Source organism: Niveispirillum cyanobacteriorum, from assembly GCF_002868735.1.
In the GTDB taxonomy this organism is placed as follows: domain Bacteria; phylum Pseudomonadota; class Alphaproteobacteria; order Azospirillales; family Azospirillaceae; genus Niveispirillum; species Niveispirillum cyanobacteriorum.
The window spans coordinates 2283697-2307665 of the sequence record NZ_CP025611.1 but is presented as its reverse complement, the minus strand read 5'-3'; the positions used below and the strand labels follow the sequence as shown (position 1 = coordinate 2307665).

General features: G+C 64.9%; 20 protein-coding genes. 13 read left to right on the top strand and 7 right to left on the bottom strand.

Features of this window, described 5'->3' with window-relative positions:
- Nucleotides 1-6 precede the first annotated feature (6 nt).
- The 5 genes from C0V82_RS10655 to C0V82_RS10635 all read right to left on the bottom strand — a co-directional run bounded on the left by C0V82_RS10655 (nucleotide 7) and on the right by C0V82_RS10635 (nucleotide 4561).
- Entirely contained in the window at nucleotides 7-1470 is a 1464-nt protein-coding gene (locus tag C0V82_RS10655) for a coniferyl aldehyde dehydrogenase (protein ID WP_102112327.1), read from the bottom strand.
- 59 nt (nucleotides 1471-1529) lie between these two features.
- The gene (locus C0V82_RS10650) at nucleotides 1530-2051 is read right to left on the bottom strand and encodes a coiled-coil domain-containing protein (RefSeq protein WP_102112326.1); all 522 of its coding nucleotides are present in this window, start codon (nucleotides 2049-2051) and stop codon (nucleotides 1530-1532) included.
- Between the two features lie 5 nt (nucleotides 2052-2056).
- Entirely contained in the window at nucleotides 2057-2587 is a 531-nt protein-coding gene (locus C0V82_RS10645) for a hypothetical protein (RefSeq protein ID WP_102112325.1), read from the bottom strand.
- A 137-nt stretch (nucleotides 2588-2724) separates the two neighbouring features.
- On the bottom strand, nucleotides 2725-3564 hold the full coding sequence (locus C0V82_RS10640; RefSeq protein WP_102112324.1) for a ChbG/HpnK family deacetylase: 840 nt from the start codon (nucleotides 3562-3564) through the stop codon (nucleotides 2725-2727).
- 10 nt (nucleotides 3565-3574) lie between these two features.
- Nucleotides 3575-4561 (bottom strand): ABC transporter ATP-binding protein, encoded by a 987-nt coding sequence (locus C0V82_RS10635; protein WP_102112323.1) that lies wholly within the window; start codon nucleotides 4559-4561, stop codon nucleotides 3575-3577.
- A 208-nt stretch (nucleotides 4562-4769) separates the two neighbouring features.
- On the opposite strand from C0V82_RS10635, the gene C0V82_RS10630 reads away from it, so the two are divergent.
- On the top strand, nucleotides 4770-4958 hold the full coding sequence (locus C0V82_RS10630; RefSeq protein ID WP_102112322.1) for a zinc-finger domain-containing protein: 189 nt from the start codon (nucleotides 4770-4772) through the stop codon (nucleotides 4956-4958).
- A gap of 97 nt (nucleotides 4959-5055) precedes the next feature.
- Here the strand turns inward: C0V82_RS10630 and C0V82_RS10625 are convergent, their stop codons facing one another.
- Nucleotides 5056-5997, bottom strand: coding sequence for a CAP domain-containing protein (locus tag C0V82_RS10625; RefSeq protein WP_102112321.1), 942 nt, complete (start codon nucleotides 5995-5997; stop codon nucleotides 5056-5058).
- Nucleotides 5998-6108: 111 nt separating this feature from the next.
- Between C0V82_RS10625 and C0V82_RS10620 the strand changes: the two genes are divergently transcribed.
- The 3 genes from C0V82_RS10620 (at nucleotide 6109) to C0V82_RS10610 (ending at nucleotide 11243) form a co-directional block, all read left to right on the top strand.
- A complete protein-coding gene (locus C0V82_RS10620) occupies nucleotides 6109-6435 on the top strand; it encodes a hypothetical protein (protein ID WP_102112320.1) in 327 nt (108 codons plus the stop codon).
- A gap of 450 nt (nucleotides 6436-6885) precedes the next feature.
- On the top strand, nucleotides 6886-7992 hold the full coding sequence (locus C0V82_RS10615) for an efflux RND transporter periplasmic adaptor subunit (RefSeq protein WP_158659861.1): 1107 nt from the start codon (nucleotides 6886-6888) through the stop codon (nucleotides 7990-7992).
- A 110-nt stretch (nucleotides 7993-8102) separates the two neighbouring features.
- The gene (locus C0V82_RS10610) at nucleotides 8103-11243 is read left to right on the top strand and encodes an efflux RND transporter permease subunit (RefSeq protein WP_102112318.1); all 3141 of its coding nucleotides are present in this window, start codon (nucleotides 8103-8105) and stop codon (nucleotides 11241-11243) included.
- Between the two features lie 85 nt (nucleotides 11244-11328).
- On the opposite strand, the gene C0V82_RS10605 is transcribed toward C0V82_RS10610, so the two are convergent.
- The gene (locus C0V82_RS10605) at nucleotides 11329-12801 is read right to left on the bottom strand and encodes a Do family serine endopeptidase (RefSeq protein WP_158659860.1); all 1473 of its coding nucleotides are present in this window, start codon (nucleotides 12799-12801) and stop codon (nucleotides 11329-11331) included.
- A 599-nt stretch (nucleotides 12802-13400) separates the two neighbouring features.
- Here C0V82_RS10605 and C0V82_RS10600 point away from each other — a divergent pair.
- From C0V82_RS10600 to terL, 9 genes are all read left to right on the top strand, one after another.
- A complete protein-coding gene (locus C0V82_RS10600; protein WP_102112316.1) occupies nucleotides 13401-14084 on the top strand; it encodes a winged helix-turn-helix domain-containing protein in 684 nt (227 codons plus the stop codon).
- Nucleotides 14062-15453 (top strand): sensor histidine kinase, encoded by a 1392-nt coding sequence (locus tag C0V82_RS10595; protein ID WP_102112315.1) that lies wholly within the window; start codon nucleotides 14062-14064, stop codon nucleotides 15451-15453. The genes C0V82_RS10600 and C0V82_RS10595 overlap by 23 nt, the downstream gene beginning before the upstream one ends.
- 328 nt (nucleotides 15454-15781) lie before the next feature.
- Nucleotides 15782-16600, top strand: a complete 819-nt coding sequence (locus C0V82_RS10590; protein WP_102112314.1) for a phage capsid protein — start codon at nucleotides 15782-15784, stop codon at nucleotides 16598-16600.
- Between the two features lie 5 nt (nucleotides 16601-16605).
- The gene (locus tag C0V82_RS10585; protein ID WP_102112313.1) at nucleotides 16606-16875 is read left to right on the top strand and encodes a hypothetical protein; all 270 of its coding nucleotides are present in this window, start codon (nucleotides 16606-16608) and stop codon (nucleotides 16873-16875) included.
- Nucleotides 16876-17063: 188 nt separating this feature from the next.
- Entirely contained in the window at nucleotides 17064-17636 is a 573-nt protein-coding gene (locus tag C0V82_RS10580) for a phage connector family protein (protein ID WP_102112312.1), read from the top strand.
- Nucleotides 17633-19528: a phage tail protein gene (locus C0V82_RS10575; RefSeq protein ID WP_102112311.1), complete on the top strand. Its 1896-nt coding sequence runs from the start codon at nucleotides 17633-17635 to the stop codon at nucleotides 19526-19528. The genes C0V82_RS10580 and C0V82_RS10575 overlap by 4 nt, the downstream gene beginning before the upstream one ends.
- Complete coding sequence (locus C0V82_RS10570; protein WP_102112310.1) at nucleotides 19528-20085, top strand: hypothetical protein; 558 nt, start codon at nucleotides 19528-19530, stop codon at nucleotides 20083-20085. The genes C0V82_RS10575 and C0V82_RS10570 overlap by 1 nt, the downstream gene beginning before the upstream one ends.
- Nucleotides 20086-20119: 34 nt before the next feature.
- A complete protein-coding gene (locus C0V82_RS10565) occupies nucleotides 20120-22486 on the top strand; it encodes a glycosyl hydrolase family 28-related protein (protein WP_102112309.1) in 2367 nt (788 codons plus the stop codon).
- Nucleotides 22486-23967: a phage terminase large subunit gene (terL, locus tag C0V82_RS10560; protein ID WP_102112308.1), complete on the top strand. Its 1482-nt coding sequence runs from the start codon at nucleotides 22486-22488 to the stop codon at nucleotides 23965-23967. The genes C0V82_RS10565 and terL overlap by 1 nt, the downstream gene beginning before the upstream one ends.
- Nucleotides 23968-23969: the final 2 nt, after the last annotated feature.

The window sequence follows — 23969 nt, the reverse complement described above, 5'->3', positions numbered from 1 at the left end:
AAGCGGTCACCGGATCAGCCAGCGCAGGATCCGGTCGATCCGGTCGCCATAGGGGGGGCGGATCAGGCGGGCGGCACTGAACCGGCTGGCCCTGAAAACGGGCTGTTCATGGCTGAAGGTCCGGAAACCGGCCTCCCCATGATAAGCGCCCATGCCGCTTTCCCCAATGCCGCCAAAGGGCAACGCATCCTGGGCCGCGTGGAGCAACGTGTCGTTTAACGTAACGCCGCCGGCCCGTGTGCGGGCCAGCACGAAATCCACATCCAGTTTGCGATGGCTGAACAGGTAGAGCGCCAGGGGGCGTGGACGGCTGTTCACGATGCCCACCGTCTCCTCTAGCGCCGTATAGGGCAGGATGGGCAGGACGGGTCCGAAAATCTCCTGCCGCAGGATGTCAGCATCTTCCGGTACCTGCCACAGCAGGGTCGGGGCCAGCTTGCGCCGCGCCGGTTCCAGCGCTTCGCCTGCCGGATTGATGAAGCGCGCATGGGCACCCCGCCGTCTGGCATCGTCAATCAGGCCCAGCAAGCGCTCATACTGTACGTCGCTGATGATGGATGTGTAATCCGGGTTGTCGCCTAGCCGTGGGTAAAGCCGCGTCACCGCGCGCTCAAAATGCTCCACGAACTCCAGTTCCCGCCCGTGCGGCACCAGTACGTAATCGGGTGCGATACAGGTCTGGCCGGCATTCAGCAGCTTGCCGACAGCAATGCGTCCCGCCGCCTGTTCCAGATCATAGCCGGGGCCGATGATGGCCGGCGATTTGCCGCCCAGTTCCAGGGTGATGGGGACCAGTGCATCGGACGCCGCCCGCATCACCTGCCGTCCTGCCCCGGTGGATCCGGTGAATAGCAGATGGTCCAGGGGCAGGTGGGTGATCGCCTGCGCCATGTCCACATCCCCCGTCACCACCGCCACCTCCGACGGGTCGAATACTTCTGCCAGCAGCCGTTCCAGCAGGCTGCTGGTGCGCGGGGTGCGTTCCGACGGCTTCAGCAGTACGCGGTTACCGGCGGCAATGGCGGCGACCAGCGGCACCAGGGCCAGTTGGATGGGGTAGTTCCAGGGACTGATGATCCCCACCACGCCTAGGGGCATCGGCTGTACCCGTGCGCGGCCCGGCAGGAAGGGCAGGGCCACGCCCACGCGGCGGGGCCGCATCCAGCGATGAAAATGCCGGTGGGCGAAGCGGATGGCCGACAGGCTGGCATGGATATCGGCAAGCCGCGTCTCGTGCGGGGACCGGCTGCCGAAATCCTGCGACACGGCCTCCACCAGGGCTGCCTGATATTTCACCAAGGCGCGGCCCAGATGGTCCAGCGCCTCATCACGCCGTTCGGGCGACAGGCCGGCATCGCGGCGCCAGCCGGCGCGCAACTGGGCAAAGGCGGCGTGCAGGCGCTTGTCGGCAGCGCCCGATAGACGCTGACGCACCTGCCCTGTCGGGAACTCGATGACCGCATCGGCCATGACGCCTCCCTCCCCGTCCGGCGTTGGGTGGCGTCATCTCCCAAGGATAAGGATTGACGTCAGGCGCGCCGGAACCGTTCAACCTTCATGATCCGATATCCCATCGAGGGCAGGAATTTCGGTTCCGCCCGGAACTTGGCATCGCGATCGGTCGTTCCTGGTACAATATAGGTGCGGCCATTGGCCCATTCCACGGCCTGATCGCCCGCCACGCTGCTTTCGTTGCCGCCGGCATTGGTGATCAGCACTTCCCACAATTTGCCATGGCCGATGGTTCCCTTGTCGAACATGTAGAGCCGCTGTTTGGGCGCTTCCGACAGGGCGTTGATCTCCGCCTCCAGCTGGGCGCGGGCGTCCGTCACTTCCGTGATGTCGGCGCGCAGCTTCGCCATTTCCTCGCCCACCTGATTGCACAGGCCGCGCAGGGTGTTGCACGCCACTTCCAGCTTGTGCTGGTCCTCCTCCACGGCGCGCAGATCGCGCTGATACTGCACGACATCGGATTCGATGCGGCGCATGACCGCCGCAGCATAGGCGATGGAGACCAGAACGACGAGGATGACACCAACCTGGATCAGCATGGGCCTTACTCCGCCGCGATGGCGGCCGGACTGGCCGGCACGGCCTTGGACAGGATGAAGCCATTGTCCGGCGGAAAGTTGGTGCGGGCGATGCGGTTGGCATCGTCGGCATTGTCGGCCCAGATTTCGATAAAATGCTTCACGTTGCGGAACTTGCAGTCCTTCACGATGTTCTGGCCTAGCGTCAGGCTGCTGCCCAGTGTCATGGCCACCACGAATAGGCGGCGCGAACCCGTCTGCTCATTCACCTCGTGGATGATGACGTAATTGTCTTCCTTGGCGATCTTCAGGCGGCGCTGGGCATCAAGCAACTGCGTGGCGGCGGCCTTGCGTTCCACCTCCGCCTGACGCACGCTTTCCTGCCCATCGCGATAGGTCTTGGTCAGTTCTTCCTGCTTGCGGTGCAGTTCGCGGTTCTGCTCCGTCACGCGGGTGATGTGGGCGCGGCGGGAGTAATAGAGGACCTGACGCACAAGCGCGATGCTAACCGCCCCAATGGCGGCCAATATGCCGATCACAAAAAGAACGGTATTCATTTCCAATGTGGCAATCCCGCGCTGCCGGTCAAACGCTGATTCGCGACCGTATTGAAACCAGCGAATCGTACAAGATCGTACCACCGTTGGGCGCGCTTGTCGCGGGCCTGAACCTATCCGAAAGCCATAAGATGACGTTATCCAAGCCGCAGCCCGGCTCGAAATAGCGCGGCTGGCCATTCTTGCCCGGCAAGGTAAGACATTTCCGCCTGCCGCGCGGCTACGACCGGGTCCAATGCGGCCAGTTCCGCATCGGGCAGGGCAGGGTGAACCATCACAAGTGCACCAGCCGGCAATTCGAAAAGGAAACGCTCCATCAAGGCGGGAAGGTTGCCCTCAAACCCATAAATGCCGCTGAAACCGGCATTGGTGGGAATGGCATGGGAGGCCGCCCGCCGGGCTAGCCCGCGCGACAGAAACGCAATGAACAGGGCTTTGCCGACGGTCACGCCGCGCCGAACAATGCGTCCCGCCGGTTCCGCACAATCGCGCAGCCAGACGGAACCGGGCGGATAGCGGCGGGCGATGGCATTCAGCAGCAGGGGCCGGATACCGGGCAGAAGATGCAGATGCTGATGCCCGTCCACGAAGTGAGGGGCCCGGCCCATCGCCCCTTCGAACGCATCCAGCTGTCGCGCGATCTCTGCCGACAGGTCCTGTTGCGCCGACCCCGACGACAGCAGCCCGGCATGGGCCATGGCCAGCCACCGACCCAAACTCGGGAACCGCCCATCGGGGCAAAGCGCCGGCATTGGCCCCAGGGGCGACAGGCCACCCGTCAGGGTCAGATGCACACCCGTCTGGAACCCAGCGGGCGTGTCCAGCAGGCGTCTGGCATCCTCGCGCCAGCGCGGACCCGGCACCATGGCACCGGTCCCCGACAGGCGCCCGGCCCGCGCCAACACCAGGATGCCTTCTGAAACGCCCGGTGACAGGGCGTAATCATCAGCAATGACGCGGATGGTGCGGGGCTGCATGCAGGCAACCTCAGGCGGCGGGCGCGCGGGTCATTTCCAGGAACACATCCTCCAGGTCGCTTTCGACCATGGACAGGTCCTTCACGGCCAGCCCCGCCGCCGCCATGGCACCCAGCAGGTCGGCGACGCGGGTCTGGCTGGGCTTGTAATGGATGGCCAGACGGCGGGGACCGTCCAGCTTGGCGTCGAAACCCCGGAAGGCCTCCGGCACTTCCGTCAGGTCGGCATCCAGGGTGACCACCATTTCCTTGCTGTCGATACGGCCCAGCAGCTTTTCGGTCGACTCGCAGGCTACGACCTGGCCATGGTTCACGATGGCGATGGTGTCACACAGTTCCTGCGCTTCTTCCAGGTAATGGGTGGTCAGGACGATGGTGGTGCCGGCCTTGTTCAATTCGCGCACATGCGCCCACAGGCTTTGCCGCAGTTCCACGTCCACGCCGGCCGTCGGTTCGTCCAGAACAAGGACCGGCGGGGCATGCACCATGGCCTTGGCCACCATCAGACGGCGGCGCATGCCGCCCGACAAGGTGCGGGCATAGGCATTGGCCTTGTCCTTCAGGCCCACCGCCTCCAGCAGCGCATCGGTCTGACGTTCCGACTTGGGCACGCCGTACAGGCCAGCCTGCAAATCCAGGATCTCACGCGGGGTGAAGAACGGGTCCAGGTTCAGTTCCTGCGGCACCACGCCGATGGCGGCACGGGCCGACCGGGGCTGCTCATCGATATCGATGCCCCAGATGCTGGCCTTGCCGCTGGTCTTGTTCACCAGACCGGCCAGGATGTTGATCGTGGTACTTTTGCCTGCCCCATTGGGGCCTAGCAGGCCATAGATCGACCCGCGCGGAATGGTCAGCGAGATGCCCTTCAACGCCTCCTTGGGCGGGGACTTGGGCGTGCCGCGGTAGGTCTTGCGCAGATCCTTGATCTCCACAGCGGCGGCGGGGGCGTTGCCGGTGGCTTTGGTATCGGCGGGGCGGTTCAGGCTGTCAGGCATGGGGGATGGGTTCCCGAAGGGTGAGCGACATTGTTTGTCGCGGGACATGGGTCTGGCGTACACCCACCGCCGCCGCCGGTCAATTTGCCGAAGGGCAGGGGCCGGACAGGGGCGGGGCTGGCTCTCTTGCGCAAACCGCGCGCCGGAGTATGATGCGCCGCACCCCGGATATCGGGACCCGAACAGTAAGCTTCAAGGAACGACAGACATGCAGCCGGCCGAGACCATCTATATCGACGAAGACACCGTCGGCTGCGATGGCGGCGGCGGCGCGCTGGGCCATCCGCTGGTCTATCTGACCCTGTCGCCCAAGGGCAGCGTCGATTGCCCCTATTGCGGCCGCCATTATGTGCAGACCGAGGCCGGCAAGGCCGCCGGTGGCGGCCACGGGCATTGAATTTTTGTATGTTCCCTCAGGCGCCGGGCGGGTGCATTCGCGCCCTTGGCTCACGTCGCACGAGCGGCGGGCCGGCGGTCGCCGGCCTGTTGAGATCTTAAGCGATCAGTAGTATCGGCCCTGGATGGATGGTGAATTTCGCCGTTCGGGCCGTCATTTCCTGCGTGCGCGCGAAGAAGCTGCGGTGCGGTCCTGTGCGGGCCGGTGCCGTGGCTGATCCTGGCCGCATGAAATCCTCTGCCGCCACCTCACGGTCCATGGGCACCAGCGCCATGCCGCTGAAGGTCCCCTCGGCGGCCTGCTGACTGCCGGCGGGAAGGGGCTTGCCGGGGGACAGGCGCATGGGCATCGCCTCCACCAGCAATGCGGCGCGTTCGGCGAACAGCTGCACCAGGAAGAACCCCTCCCGTCCCGCCGCCGCGCCGCATCCGGCATGGGTCCAGCGAGGGTCCAGGATGTTGGCCCGGTGACCTGGCGATTGCATCAGATTATCCACGGCCAGCCGTCCCGCCGCCTCTGCCCGGTCGGGATCGAAGACGCTGTTGGTGAACAGGTTTTCGGCATTCACCCCCACCATGCGCCGGTGCAGCAGGGCGATGCGGTCACCGGGATGGCGTCCGCCCGCATCCTCATGCGCGAACGGGGCACCCGCCGCCAGCTGTGCGGCATAATGGCGCGCGATCCAGCTTAATTCCGCGTCATCACGCAGGAAGGAGGCGCCTTCCGCCAGACGGATGGCGCCCGTCGCCCGCGCCGCCGCCATTTCCGCCTGGAATAACGGGTCGCCGGTGATAGGTGCGCCAGATTCCCGCTGGAAATCCTGGAAGCGGTCAAGATAGGCGGCCATCTCCGCGCCGGGCAGGCTGTTGGTCTTCACCAATGTTGCCGCATCGGCAACGGTGGCGCGGGCCAGAGGCGCCAACAGCAGGGTAAATGCCCCCGCCAGAAGGGAGCGCCGCGTCACCCCACCCGTTCGGACATAACCATCCGCACATGTGACAAGTGGATGGTCATCCCGTAACCTGAACAGGCGTTGCATCCCGATTCCTACCGTATATAGTAGTTAATAGTCGTTTCTTGCCAATTACTTGTAAACGGCAGTTTAACAGAGTCCAACCCCACCCGCATCCCCTCAATCCGTTGTCGCACCATGTCGAAACCGGCCCAGCAGAACGCGAATTATCAACATACGGCGCACCGTCTGCCGGTGACCAAGCTGCCGTTCGTGGGCGAACGGGCCGATGGGCGTTTCGGCTATTGGGTTCTTGCCGATCTGGGCGATGATCAGGACCCGCGCATTGCCGGTCGAACCTTCGCCGCCTGGTATTTGCTTTATGCGGAGTATAATGGCCCCATGGCAGCAGAAGACCTGATGGACCGGATCGAACGGGAAATGCCGTCGCGTTATCCCGCTGTTGACCGTGCTTTCCTGGCAGAGGTCATGTCGCGGCGTTCCCAGAATAGCAGCGCTGCCTGATAGACGAGTTGGTCTGGTTTTTCCCGTATCCATATCTCTGTTGCCGGGCCCCCTCTGAGCGCCCTGCTGTGGATAAGTGGGTTTCACACTGCTCCGAACGCCGGTTTCAGGCACCGGACTAACCGGCCGGTCTCACCGTTCACAGGCAGCTTCCCCGCTGTTTTTGCATGGCTTTTCCTTCAAATGTAAAAGTTTGTCCCCTACCGCCGCCGGTTACAGTTGCGTAACAATTGGGGGGTTGGAGGATCGGGCCGTCCGCTCTAGTTGAATTGTGTCGGTATCCTGACCGGGGTTTGCCGCCGAAAGTCGTCTTTACGGACGTCTGCGGATGCCTGACAAAAACAATTAACGAAGCTTGCTGTCTCCACTGTGGGATAGAATGGCTTTTCAATGACATGGACCGGTAGCGCCGCACCCTTTGCGGCGGCACCGACAAGATCGGACAGGAAAATGCGCCTGCCAATTCAGATTGCCACGGCTGTTGCCATCGTCGCCATTGGCGGCGGCGTCTGGTACATGACCGGGCGCGACGGCGCCAAACCCGCCGCACAGCAGCAGGCGGGCGCCCGGCCCGTGAATGTCGTCGCCACCCATGTGACGCGGGGTGATATCGCCGTCACCTTTGACGCCGTGGGTACATTGCGCGCGAATGAGGCGGTGACCGTGACGGCCAAGACAGCCGGTCTCGTCAAGTCTATCAATTTCACCGAAGGCCAACTGGTCCAGGCCGGTGCCGTCCTGATCGAACTGGACGACCGCGAGGTTCGGGCCAATCTGGCGGTGGCCGAAGCCGGGCGCCGCAATGCGGCCCAGTTGCTGGACCGCGCCCGCGCCCTTCTGGTGAAGCAGAATGTGGCCCAGGCCCGCGTTGATGAACTGGCGCTGCAACTGGCCGGTAATGATGCGGAAGTGCGGGCGGTGCAGGCGCGTCTGGCCGACCTGACCATCCGGGCGCCGTTTACCGGCTATACCGGCCTGCGGCAAGTCAGTCCCGGCGCCCTGGTCCGTCCGGCGGACCCGGTGACCACGCTGGACGATACCCGCACTGTGAAGCTGGAATTCACGGTGCCTGAATCCTCCCTGCGCTATCTGCGCGACGGGATGGAAATCGCGGCACAGACCACGCTGTATCCCGACCAGTCCTTCCTGGGCAAGGTGTCGGCCATCGATACCCGTATCGATCCCGTCACCCGCACCGTCGCCGCCGTAGCAAAGATCGACAATGAAGACGGGCGTCTACGCCCTGGCCTGTTCATGACGGTCCGCCTGACGCTGGATAACCGCGTCAATGTCGTGCTGGTGCCGGAGGAATCGCTGGTGCCGGTCGGTGACCGGCAGTTCGTGTTCCTGGTGGCCTCGGGCAGGGTGGAACGCCGCCCGGTCACCATCGGCGCCCGGTCGCGCGGCGTGGTGGAAGTGGCGGATGGTTTGACCGGCGGTGAACTGGTCATCACACGCGGCGTGCAGAAGGTGCGTGATGGCGTGCCTGTGCAGGCCGAAATCGTCAGTGCGCCTGCCGCCACCGGCACGCAATCCGCCGCCCGGCCCGCGCCCTGACGGCGAATTGACGGTGACCGTTCGCGGTCGCCCCTCTGCCGCCCCGATCATCCGGTCCGCCGGGGCGGCATCGACATGGACATGACAGCGACACGCCTGGGAACCTCACCATGGTGATCTCCGACATTTCGATCCAGCGTCCTGTGCTCGCCTTCGTGATCAGCGCCATGCTGGTCGTGTTTGGTGTCCTGGGATATGAAAAGCTGCCGGTGCGCGAGCTGCCGAAGATCGATTATCCCATCGTGTCGATCAGCACCACCTATCCCGGCGCCAGCGCCGAGGTGGTAGATAACGAGATTACCGAACGGATCGAAGGCGTCATCAACGGCATCGAGGGCGTGAAGACCATCCGCTCCCGCTCCCGCGAAGGCAGCTCATCCGTGTCGGTTGAGTTCGAGATCGACCGCGATATCGACGCCGCCAGCAATGATGTGCGCGACCGTGTGGGCCGCATCAGCGACAGCCTGCCCGAAGAAGCCGAACTGCCGGAAATCAGCAAGGTCGATGCAGACAGCAACCCCATCATGTGGATCACGCTGTCGTCCGACCGTATGAACCAGTTGGAACTGACCGATTTCGTGCGCCGCTATTACCTTGACGCGCTGGGCACGGTGCCGGGCGTGGCCTCGGTGCGCATCGGCGGGCGGCGTGACTTTGCCATGCGCGTCTGGCTGGACCGCAACGCCATGGCGGCGCGCCGGGTGACGGTGCAGGATATCGAAGCGTCGATCCGGCGTGAAAATGCCGAACTGCCTGCCGGTCGTATCGAAAGCAGCCAGCGTGAATTCACGGTGCGGACCGACACGCGTCTGAACCGCCCCGAACAATTCTCCTCCATCCTGGTCCGTCAGGACGGGGCCAACTGGATCCGCCTGGGCGATGTGGCCCGGGTAGAGGTTGCGGCCCGCGATGACCGTGGTGATTTCCGAATCAATGGCGGCAGCGCCATTGGCTTGGGCATCATCCGCCAATCGACCGCCAATACGATGGAAGTGTCCGAAGGCGTGCGCAAGCTGCTGGGCGAATTCCGTCAGAACCTGTCGCCGGGGATGAAGCTGGAGGTTCGCCAGGACGACGCGACCTTCGTCAGCCAGTCTGTCTATGAAGTGTTCCACGCCATCGCGGTTGCCATCGGGCTGGTGGTGCTGGTGGTCTGGGTGTTCCTACGCACCTTCCGCGCCACCCTGATCCCCGTCATCGCCATTCCGGTGTCGTTGGTCGCGGCCTTCGGGGTGATGGCGGCGCTGGGTTTCTCCATCAACGTGCTGACACTGCTGGCCTTTGTGCTGGCCGTCGGCTTGGTCGTGGATGATGCCATCATCGTGGTGGAAAACATCTCCCGCCGGATTGAGGAGGGGGAACCACCGCTGCTGGCCGCCTATCGCGGGGCGCGACAGATCGGCTTTGCCGTGATCGCCACCACCGCCGTGTTGATTGCCGTGATCGCGCCCTTGTCCATGCTGCCTGGTGATCAGGGCCGCCTGTTCCGGGAATTTGCCATCGCGCTGATGGCATCCATCGCTTTCTCCTGCATCGTGGCGCTGACCCTGTCGCCCATGCTGTCGTCAAAGCTGCTGCGCGGGCATCAGGAAGCGCGTGGCCTTTTCCGCCTGTCCGAGGCATTCCTGGACATGCTGACCCGTGGCTATACGGCCTTGCTGCGTCAGGCCCTGTCGGCCCGCATGCTGGTAATGGCCTTGATGGCGGGTGCCTTGGTCCTGACGGCGGTGCTGGGCCGCACCCTGCCCAGCGAGCTGGCACCTGTGGAAGACCGTGGCGTGGCTCGCATCTCCATCACCGGGCCGGAAGGTGCCAGCATGGATTACACCATGCAGGAGGTGGCACGGGTGGAAGGGCTGTTGCAGCCCTATCTGCAGTCGGGCGAGGTGGACAGCATCCTGACCATCGTCAATCCCGGCTTTGGCGGCAGCTCTGGTGTGAACCGCGCCATGGTCGTATTCCGTACCGTACCCTGGGCCGAACGCGTCAGCGACCGTACCGTGCCGGAAATGGTTAATGAACTGCGCCCGAAACTGTCGGCCATGCCCGGTTCCCGCATCGTGCCCATCCTGCCCTCGGGTCTGGGCGGTGGTGCCTCGGCCAACCAGCTGCAGGTCGTGATCGGCGGCAACACGTTCGAGGAGCTGGCCGAATGGCGCGATGCCCTGATCGCCCGGTTGCAGCAATATCCGGGTCTCACCGGCTTCTCCGCCGATTATGATGAAACCAAGCCGCAGCTTTATGTGACGGTGGACCGTAACCGCGCCGCCGACCTGGGCGTGCCCGTCACCACCATCGGCACCACCCTGGAAACCATGCTGGGTGAAAAGCTGGTGACCCGTTACCTGGACCGGGGTGAGGAGTATGACGTAGTGCTGCGGGCAGAGGCGCAGGACCGTGCCAATCCGCGCGACCTGTCCAACATCTTCGTCCGTTCCACGACGGGCACCACCACGGGGCAGCTGATCCCGCTGGCGAACCTGATCCAGGTGCGCGACGTGGCCGGTGCCACCGAACTGAACCGGTATAACCGCCTGCGCTCCATCACCATCACGGCCAACCTGACCGAGGGTGCCGTGATGGGTGACGCCATCCGCGAAGTGCGGCAGGCTGCCGCCGAGGTGTTGCCGGCAGAGGCGCGGATCAATTTCGAAGGCGCGGCGCGGTTGCAGCTGGAAGCCAGCAGCGCCATCTGGTTCGCCTTCGGCATGGCCATGTTGGTGGCTTTCCTGGTGCTGGCGGCACAGTTTGAGAATTTCCGCCTGCCGGCCATGATCCTGGGGTCGGTGCTGCCGGCGGGCCTGGGGGGCATCCTGGCCATCAGCCTGACGGGCATGTCGCTGAACACCTATACGCAGATCGGTCTGATCATGCTGATCGGCCTGATTGCCAAGAACGCTATCATGATCGTGGAGTTCGCCAATCAGCTGCGCGAGGAAGGGCATGACTTGATGGATGCGGTGGTGGAGGCCTCGCGTCTGCGCCTGCGCCCCATCTTGATGACCTCCATCGCGACTGTGTTCGGTGCGCTGCCGCTGGCCCTGGCGCATGGGGCCGGTGCCGAAAGCCGCATGGCCATCGGCTGGGTCATCGTGGGTGGTGTGACGGTGGGTACGGCCCTGTCCTTGTTCATCACGCCCGTGCTGTACAGCATGTTCGCCAGGGGTGTGCAGCCCATCGGCATCATCCGCCGCAAGATCGAAGAGGAAGAACGCCTGCACAATGCACCGCCGCAGGTGCCGGCGGAGTGAGGTGAGGGAGCGACGCCATTTCCCGCAGACAACAAAAAGGGGAGCGGAAATCCGCTCCCCTTTTTCTTTCGCCGGTATCGCTTGATCAGCCCATATCCACCGGGATGGTCAGGAAGGCCGTCGTCTCGCCACGGCGGACCTGCACCAGGGCGTTCTTGCGCCCGGCCTTGGAGGCGGCCTTTACCTGGGCTGCCACATCGGCGGGGCTGGCGACGGCGCTGTTATTGACCGAGGTGATCAGGTCGCCGGGGCGCAGGCCCTCCACCCCGTCACCCACATCCAGCACCACGACACCGGCGGCATCGCCGGGCAGGCGCAGACGCTGACGCCACTGGTCGGTCAGGCCGGACAGTTTCAGGCCCGCCACTTCCTCGCCATCCTGCTTCTGCGCCTCAGCCTTGGCCAGACGCTGCTGCGGCTGGCCGGGAGCCTGCTCGACGGTGACGGCGATGGTCTTTTCCTTGCCGTCGCGCCACAGTGCCATGTCCAGCTTGGTGCCGGGCTTCACCATGCCCACCTGACGGGCCAGATCGCGGGTATCCTTGATGGGCTTGCCGCCGGCCGACAGGACGACGTCGCCGGGCTTCAACCCAGCCTTCTCAGCCGGGCTTTTCGGTTCGACCGCCGCGATCAGAGCACCGCCCTCCTTCGACAGGCCCAGACCATCGGCCAGTTCCTTGGTCACGCCCTGCAAGTTGACGCCCAGCCAGCCGCGTTCCACCTTGCCGTCGCGCTTCAGCGCCTCGACCACCGGTTTGGCCAGATTGGACGGGATGGCAAAGCCGATGCCGACGGAGCCGCCATTGGGTGTGAAGATGGCGGTGTTGATGCCGATCACATCACCGGCCATGTTGAAGGTCGGGCCGCCGGAATTACCGGAATTGATGGAGGCATCGAGCTGCAAATAATCGTCATAAGGACCCGACCCGATATCGCGGCTTCTGGCCGATACGATGCCGGCGGTGACGGTGCCACCCAAGCCGAACGGGTTGCCGACGGCCACCGCCACATCACCGACGCGGACCTTATCGCTGTCGGCGAATTTCAGGGCGGGCAGGGGCTTGTCGGTCTTGACCTTGAGGACGGCCAGATCGGTGCGCTCATCCTCGCCGATCACTTCTGCTTCGCGCTCCGTCCCGTCGCTGAAGGCCACGGTCACCTGATCGGCGTCGGCAATGACATGCCGGTTGGTGACGACATAACCGGACGCGTCGAACACGAAGCCGGAACCCAACGCGCGGGCAACCGGTGCGCCACGACCCTGGCCGCCGCCACCCTGGCCCGGCAGACCCGGCACGCCGAAGCGGCGCAGGAATTCCTCGAACCCCGGCGGCAGGTCGCGGGCGGCGGTGCGGGCGGGGGCCGTCTGGGCGGCGGTGATGGTTACGACGGCGGGCGACACACGCTCCACCAGATCGGCGACACCGCCATTGGCCAGCACTTCGGCAGGGGCCGCAGCGGCGGTCTGGATGGTCGCCGGGGCCAGCAGGGCGGTGCCGGCAAGCAGGGCCATGGCCAGGTTGCGGCGGAATTTCCGTGCGGTGGCAAGCGACATCATGGTCTCCATTGTCTTTCTTCTGCCTTGGCCGCCGTTCGGTCCGGCGGCGCTTTCGATGGTCACAGCTTGACCGGGGGCTGCCCACAGGCAACTGACAGGCGGATGAAAATTCTGTCATCCATGCCGGTTGCTGACGGTGGGTCCGGCAAGCCCCGGTTTCAAGCGCTGCCAGATGAAACTTTGTTCATCTTCCCGAAAGGTACCTGTCAGCGGGCCTGGATTAGGGTGCAGACATGGATCGACGGGGCACCGAGCCCCACACCCCCCCCCGCCCCGCCGGTCCATTATGAGAGGTCGGCGGGGACCGCTTCCCCACTCTCCGGTCCCCGCCGCCACCCTCTCTCCCTCGGTTAGTACATCGTAGTCTCTCTCGTCCCCTGTGGCCGGGCGGCCCCCACCGCCCGGCCATATCTTTTTGTGTTTGTTTTTGTTGCTCCCTCAGGCGCCGGGCGGGCGCATCCGCGCCCTTGGCTTGCGCGCCATAGGGCGCGGGCCGGCAGTCGCCGGCCTGCAGCGGCTGTGCCGCTGCCTGTGCTTTATCGGGAGCGTTGTTTGGCGAGTTCCCAAGCGAGCCCGTCCAGGTTTAGGATACGTTCATCATGAAGATCCTTGTCATCGAAGACGACCGCGCCACTGCTGATTACCTGGTCAAGGGCCTCAAAGAGGCCGGCCATGTGGTCGATCACGCCGATAATGGCCGCGACGGGCTGTTTCTGGCGGCATCCGAACCCTACGATGGCTTGATCGTCGACCGGATGCTGCCGGGCCGGGACGGGTTGTCGCTGCTAGAGGTGCTGCGTACCACGGGCAACGACACGCCAGCACTGGTGCTGTCGGCCCTGGGAAGCGTCGATGACCGCGTAAAGGGTCTGCGCGCCGGGGCCGATGATTACCTGACCAAGCCCTTTGCCTTTGCCGAACTGCTGGCCAGGCTGGAGGTGATGCAGCGCCGGGCCAGGGGCGGCGGATCGGCGCCGGTGACCCGGTTGCAGATTGCAGATCTGGAGATGGACCTGCTGGCCCGGACCGTGAAGCGGGCCGGAAAGCCGGTCGATCTGCTGCCGCGTGAGTTCCAGTTACTGGAATATCTGATCCGCAATGCCGGCAATGTCGTGACGCGCACCATGCTGCTGGAAAATGTCTGGGATTATCATTTCGATCCGCAGACCAATGTCATCGACGTGCATATCGCCCGCCTGCGCCAGAAGATCGACAAGGATCATCCGGTGGCCCTGATCCATACGGTACGCGGGGCGGGCTATGTCATCCGTGAGCCGGTTTAATCTCAATTTCCTGCGCACCACCAGCTTTCGGCTGGCGGCGTTCCATCTGGGCCTGTTCACCTTGTCGGTGATGGTGGTGCTGGGCGTCGTCTATTGGTTCACCGCCGGCTTCATCAACCGCCACACGGAAGAAACCGTGCTGCGGGAGGTGGAGGAACTGAGCAATGTCCTGAATGAGCGGGGGCGAATCGGCCTGCTGCGGGTCATCTCCGAACGTGCGTCGGACGGGCGCACGGACATGATCTATGCCCTGACCACGCCCGCCCGCGACATCATCGCCGGTAATCTGGCCAGCTGGCCGTCGGGTGATCCGGGTTCCGGCTGGGTGGAATTCGACATCAAGTCGCGCAAAGACCCGGGCCGTAAGCGCCAAGCCGTGGCCGTTATCCTACCGATTGAGGGGATCGGCTGGCTGCTGGTCGGGCATGATATGACCGACCGCTATCTGCTGCGCGGGCAATTGCTCACGGGCCTGATCTGGGCCGTGTCGCTGGCCTTCGCGGTGGGCATGGCGGGCGCCATCTATATGAGCCGGCGTGTGGCCGAGCGTATCGAGAGTATCAACCGCACCATCGACCGGATCACCGCCGGGGCGTTTGCCGACCGTATGCAGGTGACGGGGTCGGGTGATGAGATTGACCGGCTGGTCACCAAGCTGAACCGCATGCTGGATGAGATCGGGCGCCTGATGCTGGGCATGCGGCAGGTCACCGACAATGTCGCGCATGATCTGCGCACGCCCCTGTCGCGCCTGCGCGCCCGGTTGGAACTGGCGCAACGTGATGAAACCCTGTCGGACGCGCAGTTCACCACCCTGGAACAGGCCATTGCCGAGATTGACCGGCTGCTGGGCGTATTCAATGCCATCCTGACCATCGCGGCGGCGGAAACGGGCCGGGCGCGGACGGATTTCGAGCCGGTTGATCTGGCGGCATTGGCGGCGGAGGTGGCGGAGCTTTACACCCCTCTGGCCGAGGAACGCGGCCTGTCCATGGATGTGGCGGCGCCGGAGCCGGTGATGGTCAGCGGCAGCCGGCAGTTGCTGGCGCAACTGATCAGCAACCTGATCGAGAACGCCGTGAAATACAGCCCCGAACAGGGCCACATCGGGGTGATGGCCGGTGCCGATGCGGGCCGGCCCCTCCTGTCGGTGGCCGACCAGGGGCCGGGCATTCCTGCCGGTCAGCGCGAGAAGGTCCTGGAGCGATTTGTCCGGTTGGAGGCGCATCGCGGCACGCCGGGCCATGGTCTGGGCCTGTCCCTGGTTGCCGCCGTGGCCCGCCTGCATGATGCCGCCCTGGCCCTGTCCGATGCGCGTGAGGATACCGCCACGCCGGGCCTGAAGGTGGAACTGCGCTTTCCAGCCTGAAAGACGAATCCAGTCTATATCGCATCAATAGATAATAATGCACTAGTATTCATGTGGAATTTGTATTGACGGGTTGTGGATTTTAGTCCTATAACTCACTCCACCAAGGCCCGAACTCCATCCCGGCTGATCTGCCTGGCGCGGGCCTTGCGCATCGTCCCCCTCCCATGGCCTGAACACGGGTCCCGTTGTCGGTAACCTTTGCTTTGCAAGGGTCGGCGCGGGGCCTGTGTCTTTTTGTGCCTTCCCCCATCGCTGCCCGACATGCGGCCGGACCCTGATCCGGCAACCGCGACGGCTGCCATCATGACAGGAATGAGGTCCCAGGATGTCCACCGACATCGAGAAATCGTTCGTGAAGCAGTACGAACGCGAGGTGCATGAGGCCTATCAGCGCTTAGGCTCGAAGCTGCGCGCCACCGTGCGCTCCAAGAATAATGTGAAGGGCGCCAGCACCGTCTTTCAGAAGGTCGGCAAGGGTGTCGCCAGCACCAAGTCGCGCCATGGCAATGTCCCGGTCATGAACCTGGACCATGGCACGGTCGAATGCACGCTGGCGGATTATTACGCCGGCGATTGGGTCGACAAGCTGGATGAGCTGAAGACCAATATCGATGAACGCAGCGTCATCGCCAATGCCGGTGCCTATGCGCTGGGCCGCAAGACGGATGAGCTGATCATCGGTCGGCTGGATACCAGTGCGCGTTATGCCGGTGCCGACACGGACGGCCTGACCAAGGACAAGGTCCTGGCGGCGTTCGAGATGATGGGTGCCGTCGATGTGCCCGATGATGGGCAGCGCTATGCCATCGTCGGCTGGAAGCAGTGGAGCCAGCTGCTGGGCATCGAGGAATTTGCCAATTCCGACTATGTCGGCGATGGCGAGTTGCCCTGGCGCGGGACCCAGGCCAAGCGCTGGCTGGGCACGCTGTGGATGCCGCATTCGGGCCTGACCTTGGGGTCCGGCAATGTCCGCCTCTGCCACTGGTACCACAAGACCGCCGTGGGTCATGCCAGCGGGGCCGATGTGACCAGTGACATCACCTGGCACGGCGACCGCGCCGCCCATTTCGTCAACAACATGATGTCGCAGGGGGCCGCCCTGATCGACGCCACCGGCGTCGTCACCCTGCGCTGCAAGGAGTAACCGCCATGGCCTTTCAGCCCCGCGACCTGTCGGTCCTTGCCTATGCCAATGGCTTCACGCTCTGGCATTACGCCACGCCCGATGCTCATACCGCCGTGCGTGTCACCGGCTATTTCAATCCGGCCAGCCACATGATGCGTCTGGGCGACATGGTCCTTGCCAATACCGGTGTGGGCACCACGCCCGTGTCCGGCATCCTGCTGGTCAATGCCAATAGCGGCGGCGTGATCGACACCGCCGACCTGACGGTGGTGGGTGCGGCGGACACGGATTGATCCATCGGCCCGGCGAACTTCTTCGTCATCCCGGCGACAAGCCGGGACCCAGGGGCCCAGAGCCCAACCTGTCGGCAGCGTACAGCCACGCTGCGTAGACCGTTATTCCTGTGGCCCCTGGGTCCCTGCTTGTCGCCGGGATGACGGGAAAGGGGCGGGAAAGCGGGCCGTCCAATGGAGTTCCCCCCATGGCCTATTCCGCTGTCGGGCTGTGCGCCCGCGCATTGTTGAAGATCGGGGCGAACCCGGTCACGTCGTTTCAGGACGGCACCGCCGAAGCGGAACTGGCCGCCGCCCTGTATGCGCCTACCCGTGACGCGTTGCTGGCCGCTCATGGCTGGAGCTTTGCCACAAAGCAAGCCCTGCTGGTCCGGCGGGCCGATCCGCCGCCCGCCGATTTCGCCCATGGCTTCGTCCTACCGGATGATTTCCTGCGGGCCTTGTCACTGGGCACCGGCGGGCGGGGTCGGGGCCTGTCTTACCGTATTCAGGGCAAGGACCTGCTGGCCGATGCCGAAAGCGTCACCCTGACCTATGTGGCCCGCGTCGCGGAGGGCGGGTTTCCCGCCTTCTTCGATGCGGCCCTTATCGCCCGGCTGGCGGCGGAATTCTGTGTGCCGCTGACCGAGAATACCTCGCGCGCCGAGGTTTTGCAGAAGCAGGCCGAAGCTGAGTTCCGTCGCGCCCGCCTGACCGATACGTCGCAGGACAGCCAGGACGGGTTCACCGATTTCACCCTGATCGAGGCCCGTCTGTCATGACCCGTCTGAAATCTGTGAAGACCAGCTTCACCGGCGGCTGCGTCAGCCCCGACCTGCTGGGCCGGGGGGACCTCGCCGCCTTTGAAAACGGGGCGTTGACCCTGACCAACGTCCTGATCGAACCGACGGGCGGCATCCGGCGCCGGCCCGGTACGGGTTTCATCGCGATCGTGCCGGGGCGGGGCCGTCTGATCCCCTTTACCTTCAGCAGCGAGCAGACCCACCTGCTGGTCCTGACCGACCGGCAGGTGTCAGTGTTCGGCGATGATGCCCTGCAGGCGACATTGCCCAGCCCCTGGACCCTGGCACAGATTGCCAACCTGACCTGGGCGCAAAGCGGGGATGTGCTGCTGGTCTGCCATCCCGATGTCGAACCGCGTCGCATCAGCCGGCGTGGGCCCGGCCAATGGACGGTCGAGCCCTGGGTATTTGCCGAGGAGGAGGGGCGGCCCCGCATCCCCTTTTTCCGCTTTGCCGATGCCGCCATCACCCTGACCCCGTCCGGCCTGACGGGAAGGGTGCGGCTGCGTGCTTCTGCGCCCGTCTTTATGCCAGAACATGAGGGGGCACCCTGGCGCATCCACCGCAAGCCGGGGCGCATCGCGGCGGTGCGGTCGGCGATTGAGGCGGAGATCGACCTGGCCGACAGCCTACCCCACACCAACCCCACCGCGGATTGGGACGAGGCGGCGTTCAGCCCGCAGCGCGGTTGGCCCCTCTCCGTTGCCTTTCACCAGGACCGATTGGTCATCGGCGGGTCGCGCGACCTGCCCAACCGGCTCTGGCTGTCGAAATCGGGCGATCTGTTCAATTTTGACCTGGGCGAGGGGGAGGATGACAGCGCCATCGAATTTGCCATCCTGTCGGATGAGGTGAACCCCATCCGTGCCGTCTATTCCGGGCGGCATTTGCAGGTCTTTACCACGGGCGGTGAATGGGCCGTCACGGGGGTTCCTCTGACCCCGTCGGCCATCCGCCTGGACCGGCAGACCCGCATCGGCAGCCCGTCCGACCGCAGCATCCCGCCGCAGGAGATCGAGGGCGGGACCCTGTTCGCGGCGGGCGACGGGTCGATTCGCGATTTCCTGTGGACCGATCTGGAACAATCCTATTCCGCCGCCGACCTGACCTTGACCACGCGGCCCATCCTGCCCGGCACCGTCGATATGGAATATGACCGCCGCCGCCGGCTGCTGCTGGCGGTGCAGTCGGACGGGACCCTGGCGGTGCTGACGCTGTACCGCAATGAACAGATACGCGCCTGGGTGCGGCTGGTCACAGCGGGCCGCATCCTGTCCACGGCCCTGGTGGGGCGCCATCTCTACTGGCTGGTGGACCGTGATGGCCGTGTGGCGGTGGAGGTCTGGGACGATGCCCTGCATGTCGATGCCGGGCTGGCTGGTTCGGTGGACAGCCCCACGGCCCGCTGGGCCGGGCTGGACCACCTGAACGGGCGGGATGTGGCCGTACTTGCCGATGGGGCTGTTGTCACGGTGGCCCCTGTCGCGGCGGGCCGCATCCGCCTGCCCCGCCCGGCCACGCAGGTCCAGGCGGGGTTGCCCTTTACCCATGAGATTGAACCCATGCCGCCTAACCTGCTGGCGGCAGAAGGACAGGGACGGCGTGCGCGTCTGCTGGCGGTGACCTTCCGATTGAAGGATACGCCCGCGCTGCGCGCCGACCTGGGGCGGGGGCCGGTGGAGGTGCCATTACGGCGCGCCGCCGGCCCCGCGCTGGCCATGGAACCGGCCCCGGCCTTCACCGGCGACCGCCGGTTGACAGCCACCGGCTGGCAGACCAGCCGCGCCACGCCCCCCTGGCGCATCGTGGAGGAAAGGCCGCTGCCCTTCACCCTCCTGTCCGTAACCCATGAGCTGAAGGTGAATGAATAATGGGCGGCATCACCACCCCGGCCCTGATGGTTCTGAGCCATTCCGGCGTCGGCAACAGCCTGATCAGTTCGGCGGACAGGCTGGTCGGCACCACCAACACGGCCAAGGACCTGCTGGGCATCACCAAATCCAAACGCCGGAAGAAGGAACGCCAGGTGCTGGAGGCTGAACAGGCCGCCGACAGCGCCGATCTGGCCGCCCGGCAAACGGCGGATATAGAAGATCTGCAACAGCGCAATACCCTGGCGGCACAGCGTATCCAGGCCGAAAGCGAGATCGATGATCGCCGTCGCCGCCGCGACCTGCGCCAGGAAACGGGCAGCCTGCGCGCAGCCCTGGGCGCGCAGGGCATCAGCAGTGCCGACGGATCGGGCGAGGCCTTGATCCTGGGCCGTGAACGCGCCGCCGCCGAGGCGCGCAACGATGCCGCCCGTCTGGACGCCCTGAAACTGGCGGGCCTGTCAGAGGAGGAGACGGCGCTCAAACGCCGTAACCTTCTGGACCTGACGCGTCAGCAGGAGCGCCAGCGCCTGGAGCGCCTGGCGCGGGGCCTCTGACGGCCTTTCCCTTCTCACATCACGAGGCCCCCCCATGCCCACCGCCCCGATCCCGGCGGCCAGCCCTGTCGCGCAATTTGTCGCCGACGGGTTGGTCAGCCGTTTTACTTTCACCTTCCCGATTTACGCCCCCTCCGACCTGTCGCTCTATCTGGATGCTGCCCCCTGGACCAGCGGTTACACGCTGGAAGGGCTGGGTGATCCGGCGGGTGGGGCGGTGCAGATGGATGCGGCCCCACCCGCGGGCACCCTGGTCACCATTGAGCGCCGGGTCGTGCTGGACCGGCAGACGGATTTCCTGGAAAGCGGGCCATTGGCGGCCCGTAGCCTGAATGAGCAGCTGAACCGTCTGACATCCATGGTGCAGCAACTGGCCGCCGATCAGGCCCGCATGCTGCGCGCGGCCCCCACCGATCTGCCGGCCTCTTCCCTGCTGCCTGACCGGGCCGTACGGGCGGGGGCGGCGCTGGGCTTTGATGCGTCGGGCAATCCCATGGCGCTGCCGCTGGAAAGCCTGCCCACTGCCGGCACCATTGCCGCCCACGGGGCCGGGGCCGTCACCCGGGCCGTGGCGGACAAGCTGCGTGATGTGGTCACGGCCAAGGATTTCGGTGCCGTTGGCGACGGGGTCAGCGATGATACTGCCGCTATCCTGTCGGCACTCGCGGCCCACCGGTCAGTGTTCCTGCCCGCCGGCACCTACCGCACCAGCGCGCCCATTGTGCTGGGGTACGGACAGACCCTCTATGGGGAAGGCGAAGGCAGCGTGATCCAGGCCCGCGCCGCCGCCTACGACCCCGTCAACCTGCCCACATATCCCAGTGGCTTCAACGCGGTGGAGATGGTGGACGGCTATGCAGCCTTGCGCGACCTGCGCATTGTCGGTGGGGCCACGGGCGTCAAGCTCTATGGCCGCGATGGGCCATGTGTGAAGAATGTCGTGGAGAATCTGTCCATCTGGGACAGCATCAACGGCATCGTGCTGGATGGCTATCACGACACCAACCGGCCCTGTTACTGGAACCATGTGGCCCGCGTCCTGATTGCGCGGCCCCAGGCCCACGGCGTCCTGCTGACGGTGGAGGGGGATGGCGACACGCCCAATGCCAACAAGTTTCAGGATGTGCGCGTCTATTCCCTGTCCGCCCCCATCAGCGGCTGCGGTTTCTTCATTTCCGCCGGGCGATTCAATAACAGCTTCACCGATTGCGAGGCCAATCTGCACCCCGGTGGACAGGCCTGCCTGCGTTTAGGTGCCGCCACAGATCAGAACCTGATCGTGAATTTCTACGCCGAAAGCCTGGGCGCCCTGCCCGGCATCCGCATCGACAACGGGTCCCAGAATACCAGCATCGTCAACCTGTTCAGCGCGACCGGCGGCCAGCCGATTTGGGACACTTCATCCAACCGCGCCTATACCGCCATCAATGCCGGCTACCCGTTGCGCAACCTGTTGAAGGAGACGCATGTCACCGACCTGCGGGTCGAAGGTTTCAGCGTCGATACCAACTATGTCGAACCGGCCAGCGGCGGGCTGGTCAATGCCGATCTGACCTCCATCACGCATCTGGTCTCGGCCTTTGGCGGAGGTGTGGAGTTCCGTTTGCCCAAGGCGGACACGGCCAATGGCCGCATCCTGACCATCAAGAAGACCGACAGTTCCGCCAATCCTGTTACCGTCACCGAACTGGGTGGGCCGGGGCCGGATGGCCGGCCCGTGATCCTGTCGTCGCGCTATGACCATGTCAGCGTCGTGTCCAACGGGGCGGGATGGTGGGTGACGGCGCGCACCGGACAGCCGGGCAATGCCGAATTCCGTGACACTGCCGGCCTGTTCGAACCCGACCTGATGAAGGATCTTTATCTGGTCAGTGGGGGCGCCGGCGCGGTTGAGGTGCGTCTGCCCAACCCATCGGCCACACAGGCCGTTGGAAGGCGCATTACGATCAAGAAATCCGACACATCCGATGGCATGGTCAGCGTCACGGCGGCCACCGGCACCGGCCCCGATGGCCGGGTGTGGAAACTGGCCCGGCAGTTCGAACAGGTGACGGTGTTTTCCAACGGCGCCGCCTGGTGGGTGACATCGGCCAGCCGCATGCCAGCCACGGTACATTTCCACGAGGCGGCAGGCCTGTTCCAGCCCGACCTGGGCGCCGAACACTATCTCGTCTCCGCCTTTGCCGGCGTGGTGGAACTGCGCCTGCCGGCCCCGGATGCAGCCAATAGCGGCACACGCCTGACCGTGAAGAAGACCGATCCGTCCACCAACATCGTGAACGTGACCAGCGGCGATGGCAGCGGTGGCCCCGATGGTGGACCCAAGGCCCTGACCGCGCAGTTCGATGGCATGACCCTGCTGTCCAACGGGGCCGCCTGGCACATTCTCGGTCGAACGTGATGGGGGCCGCGGATGGTGACAAGGAAGGTTTCATCGGCTTTCTGGATCGCTGGAACCTTGAGCAGGGCATGACCACCCCCGCCCTGCACGCCGATATGGCTGGCTGGCTGGAAGGCCGCTGGCGGGCGGGGTCGAAGGAACTGCTGCTGCTGGCCTTTCGCGACAGCGGCAAATCCACCCTGATCGGGCTGTTCTGTGCCTGGCTTCTCTATCTGGATGCCAATCGCCGCGTCATGGTGCTGGCCGCCGATACGCATCTGGCCAAGAAGATGGTGCGCACGGTCAAGCGCATCGTGGAACGCCATCCGCTGTGCCAGGGGATGAAGCCCGCGAAACCTGAGTTGTGGGGTGCCGAAGAATTCGCCATCTCCCGCGACAAGGTGGGGCGCGACCCGTCCATGGTGGCCAAGGGCATCACCGCCAATGTCACGGGCAGCCATGCCGACATCGTGGTCTGTGACGATGTGGAGGTGCCCAACACCTGTGGCACGGCGGAAAAACGCCTGGAGTTGCGGCAACGGCTGGGTGAGATCGCCTATGTCCTGTCGCCGGGCGGAACCCAGCTCTATATCGGCACACCGCATTCGTTTCAGTCGATCTACAGCCGCCGCGCTTGCGTGGAGGAGGGGGAGGAGGTGCCCTTCCTGGACGGGTTCGACCGGCTGGAGAAGCCGATCTTCACCGGGGACGGTGACAGCGCCTGGCCCGAACGCTTCCCGCCCGAGGCCATTGAGCGCATCCGTCGGCGCAGCAGTGTCAATAAATTCGCCAGCCAGATGCTGCTGAAGCCGGTCTCGTTGGAGGATGGGCGGTTGGATGCCGACCGGCTGATCCCCTATGACTGGGTCCTGGAACCGCCGATGCTGGCAAGGCCCAGCTTTCGTCTGGGCCCCTACCGGCTGCGATCCCTGCGCATCTGGTGGGACCCGGCCCTGGGCCTGCGCGACAAGAAGCGGCGCAAGGCGGGGGACGGTTCCGTCGCCGTCCTGCTGGGGGAGGATGGGGAGGGGCGGTTCTTCATCCACCGCGCCCTCTACCTGACCGTGCCGTCGGGATCGGAGGAAGAGGCAGGCGCCGCGCAATGCCGCGAACTGGCGACCTTGGTGGCCGAAACCGGCGTGCGCATGATCCATCTGGAGGTAAACGGCGTCGGTGCCTTCCTGCCCGAAACCCTGCGCCGCACCTTGCGTGAACAGGGGCTGAGCACGGTGTCAGTGCGGGAGGAACGGTCTGTTCGTGCCAAGGTCGACCGTATCCTGGGCAGCATCGACGGCCCGCTGCACGCCAACCTGCTCTACGCCCATGACAGCGTCATCGCCGGCCCCCTGGGAAGGGAGATGCGGGAATGGCGGCCGCGCGGGCGGTCCCATGATGATGGTCTGGATGCCCTGGCCGGCGCCATCGCCGCTTGCGCCCGCCAACGCCCCGACCATACCCGCCGGACCGGGCCGATCCAGGCCCAGACCGATTTCGATCTGTAGTT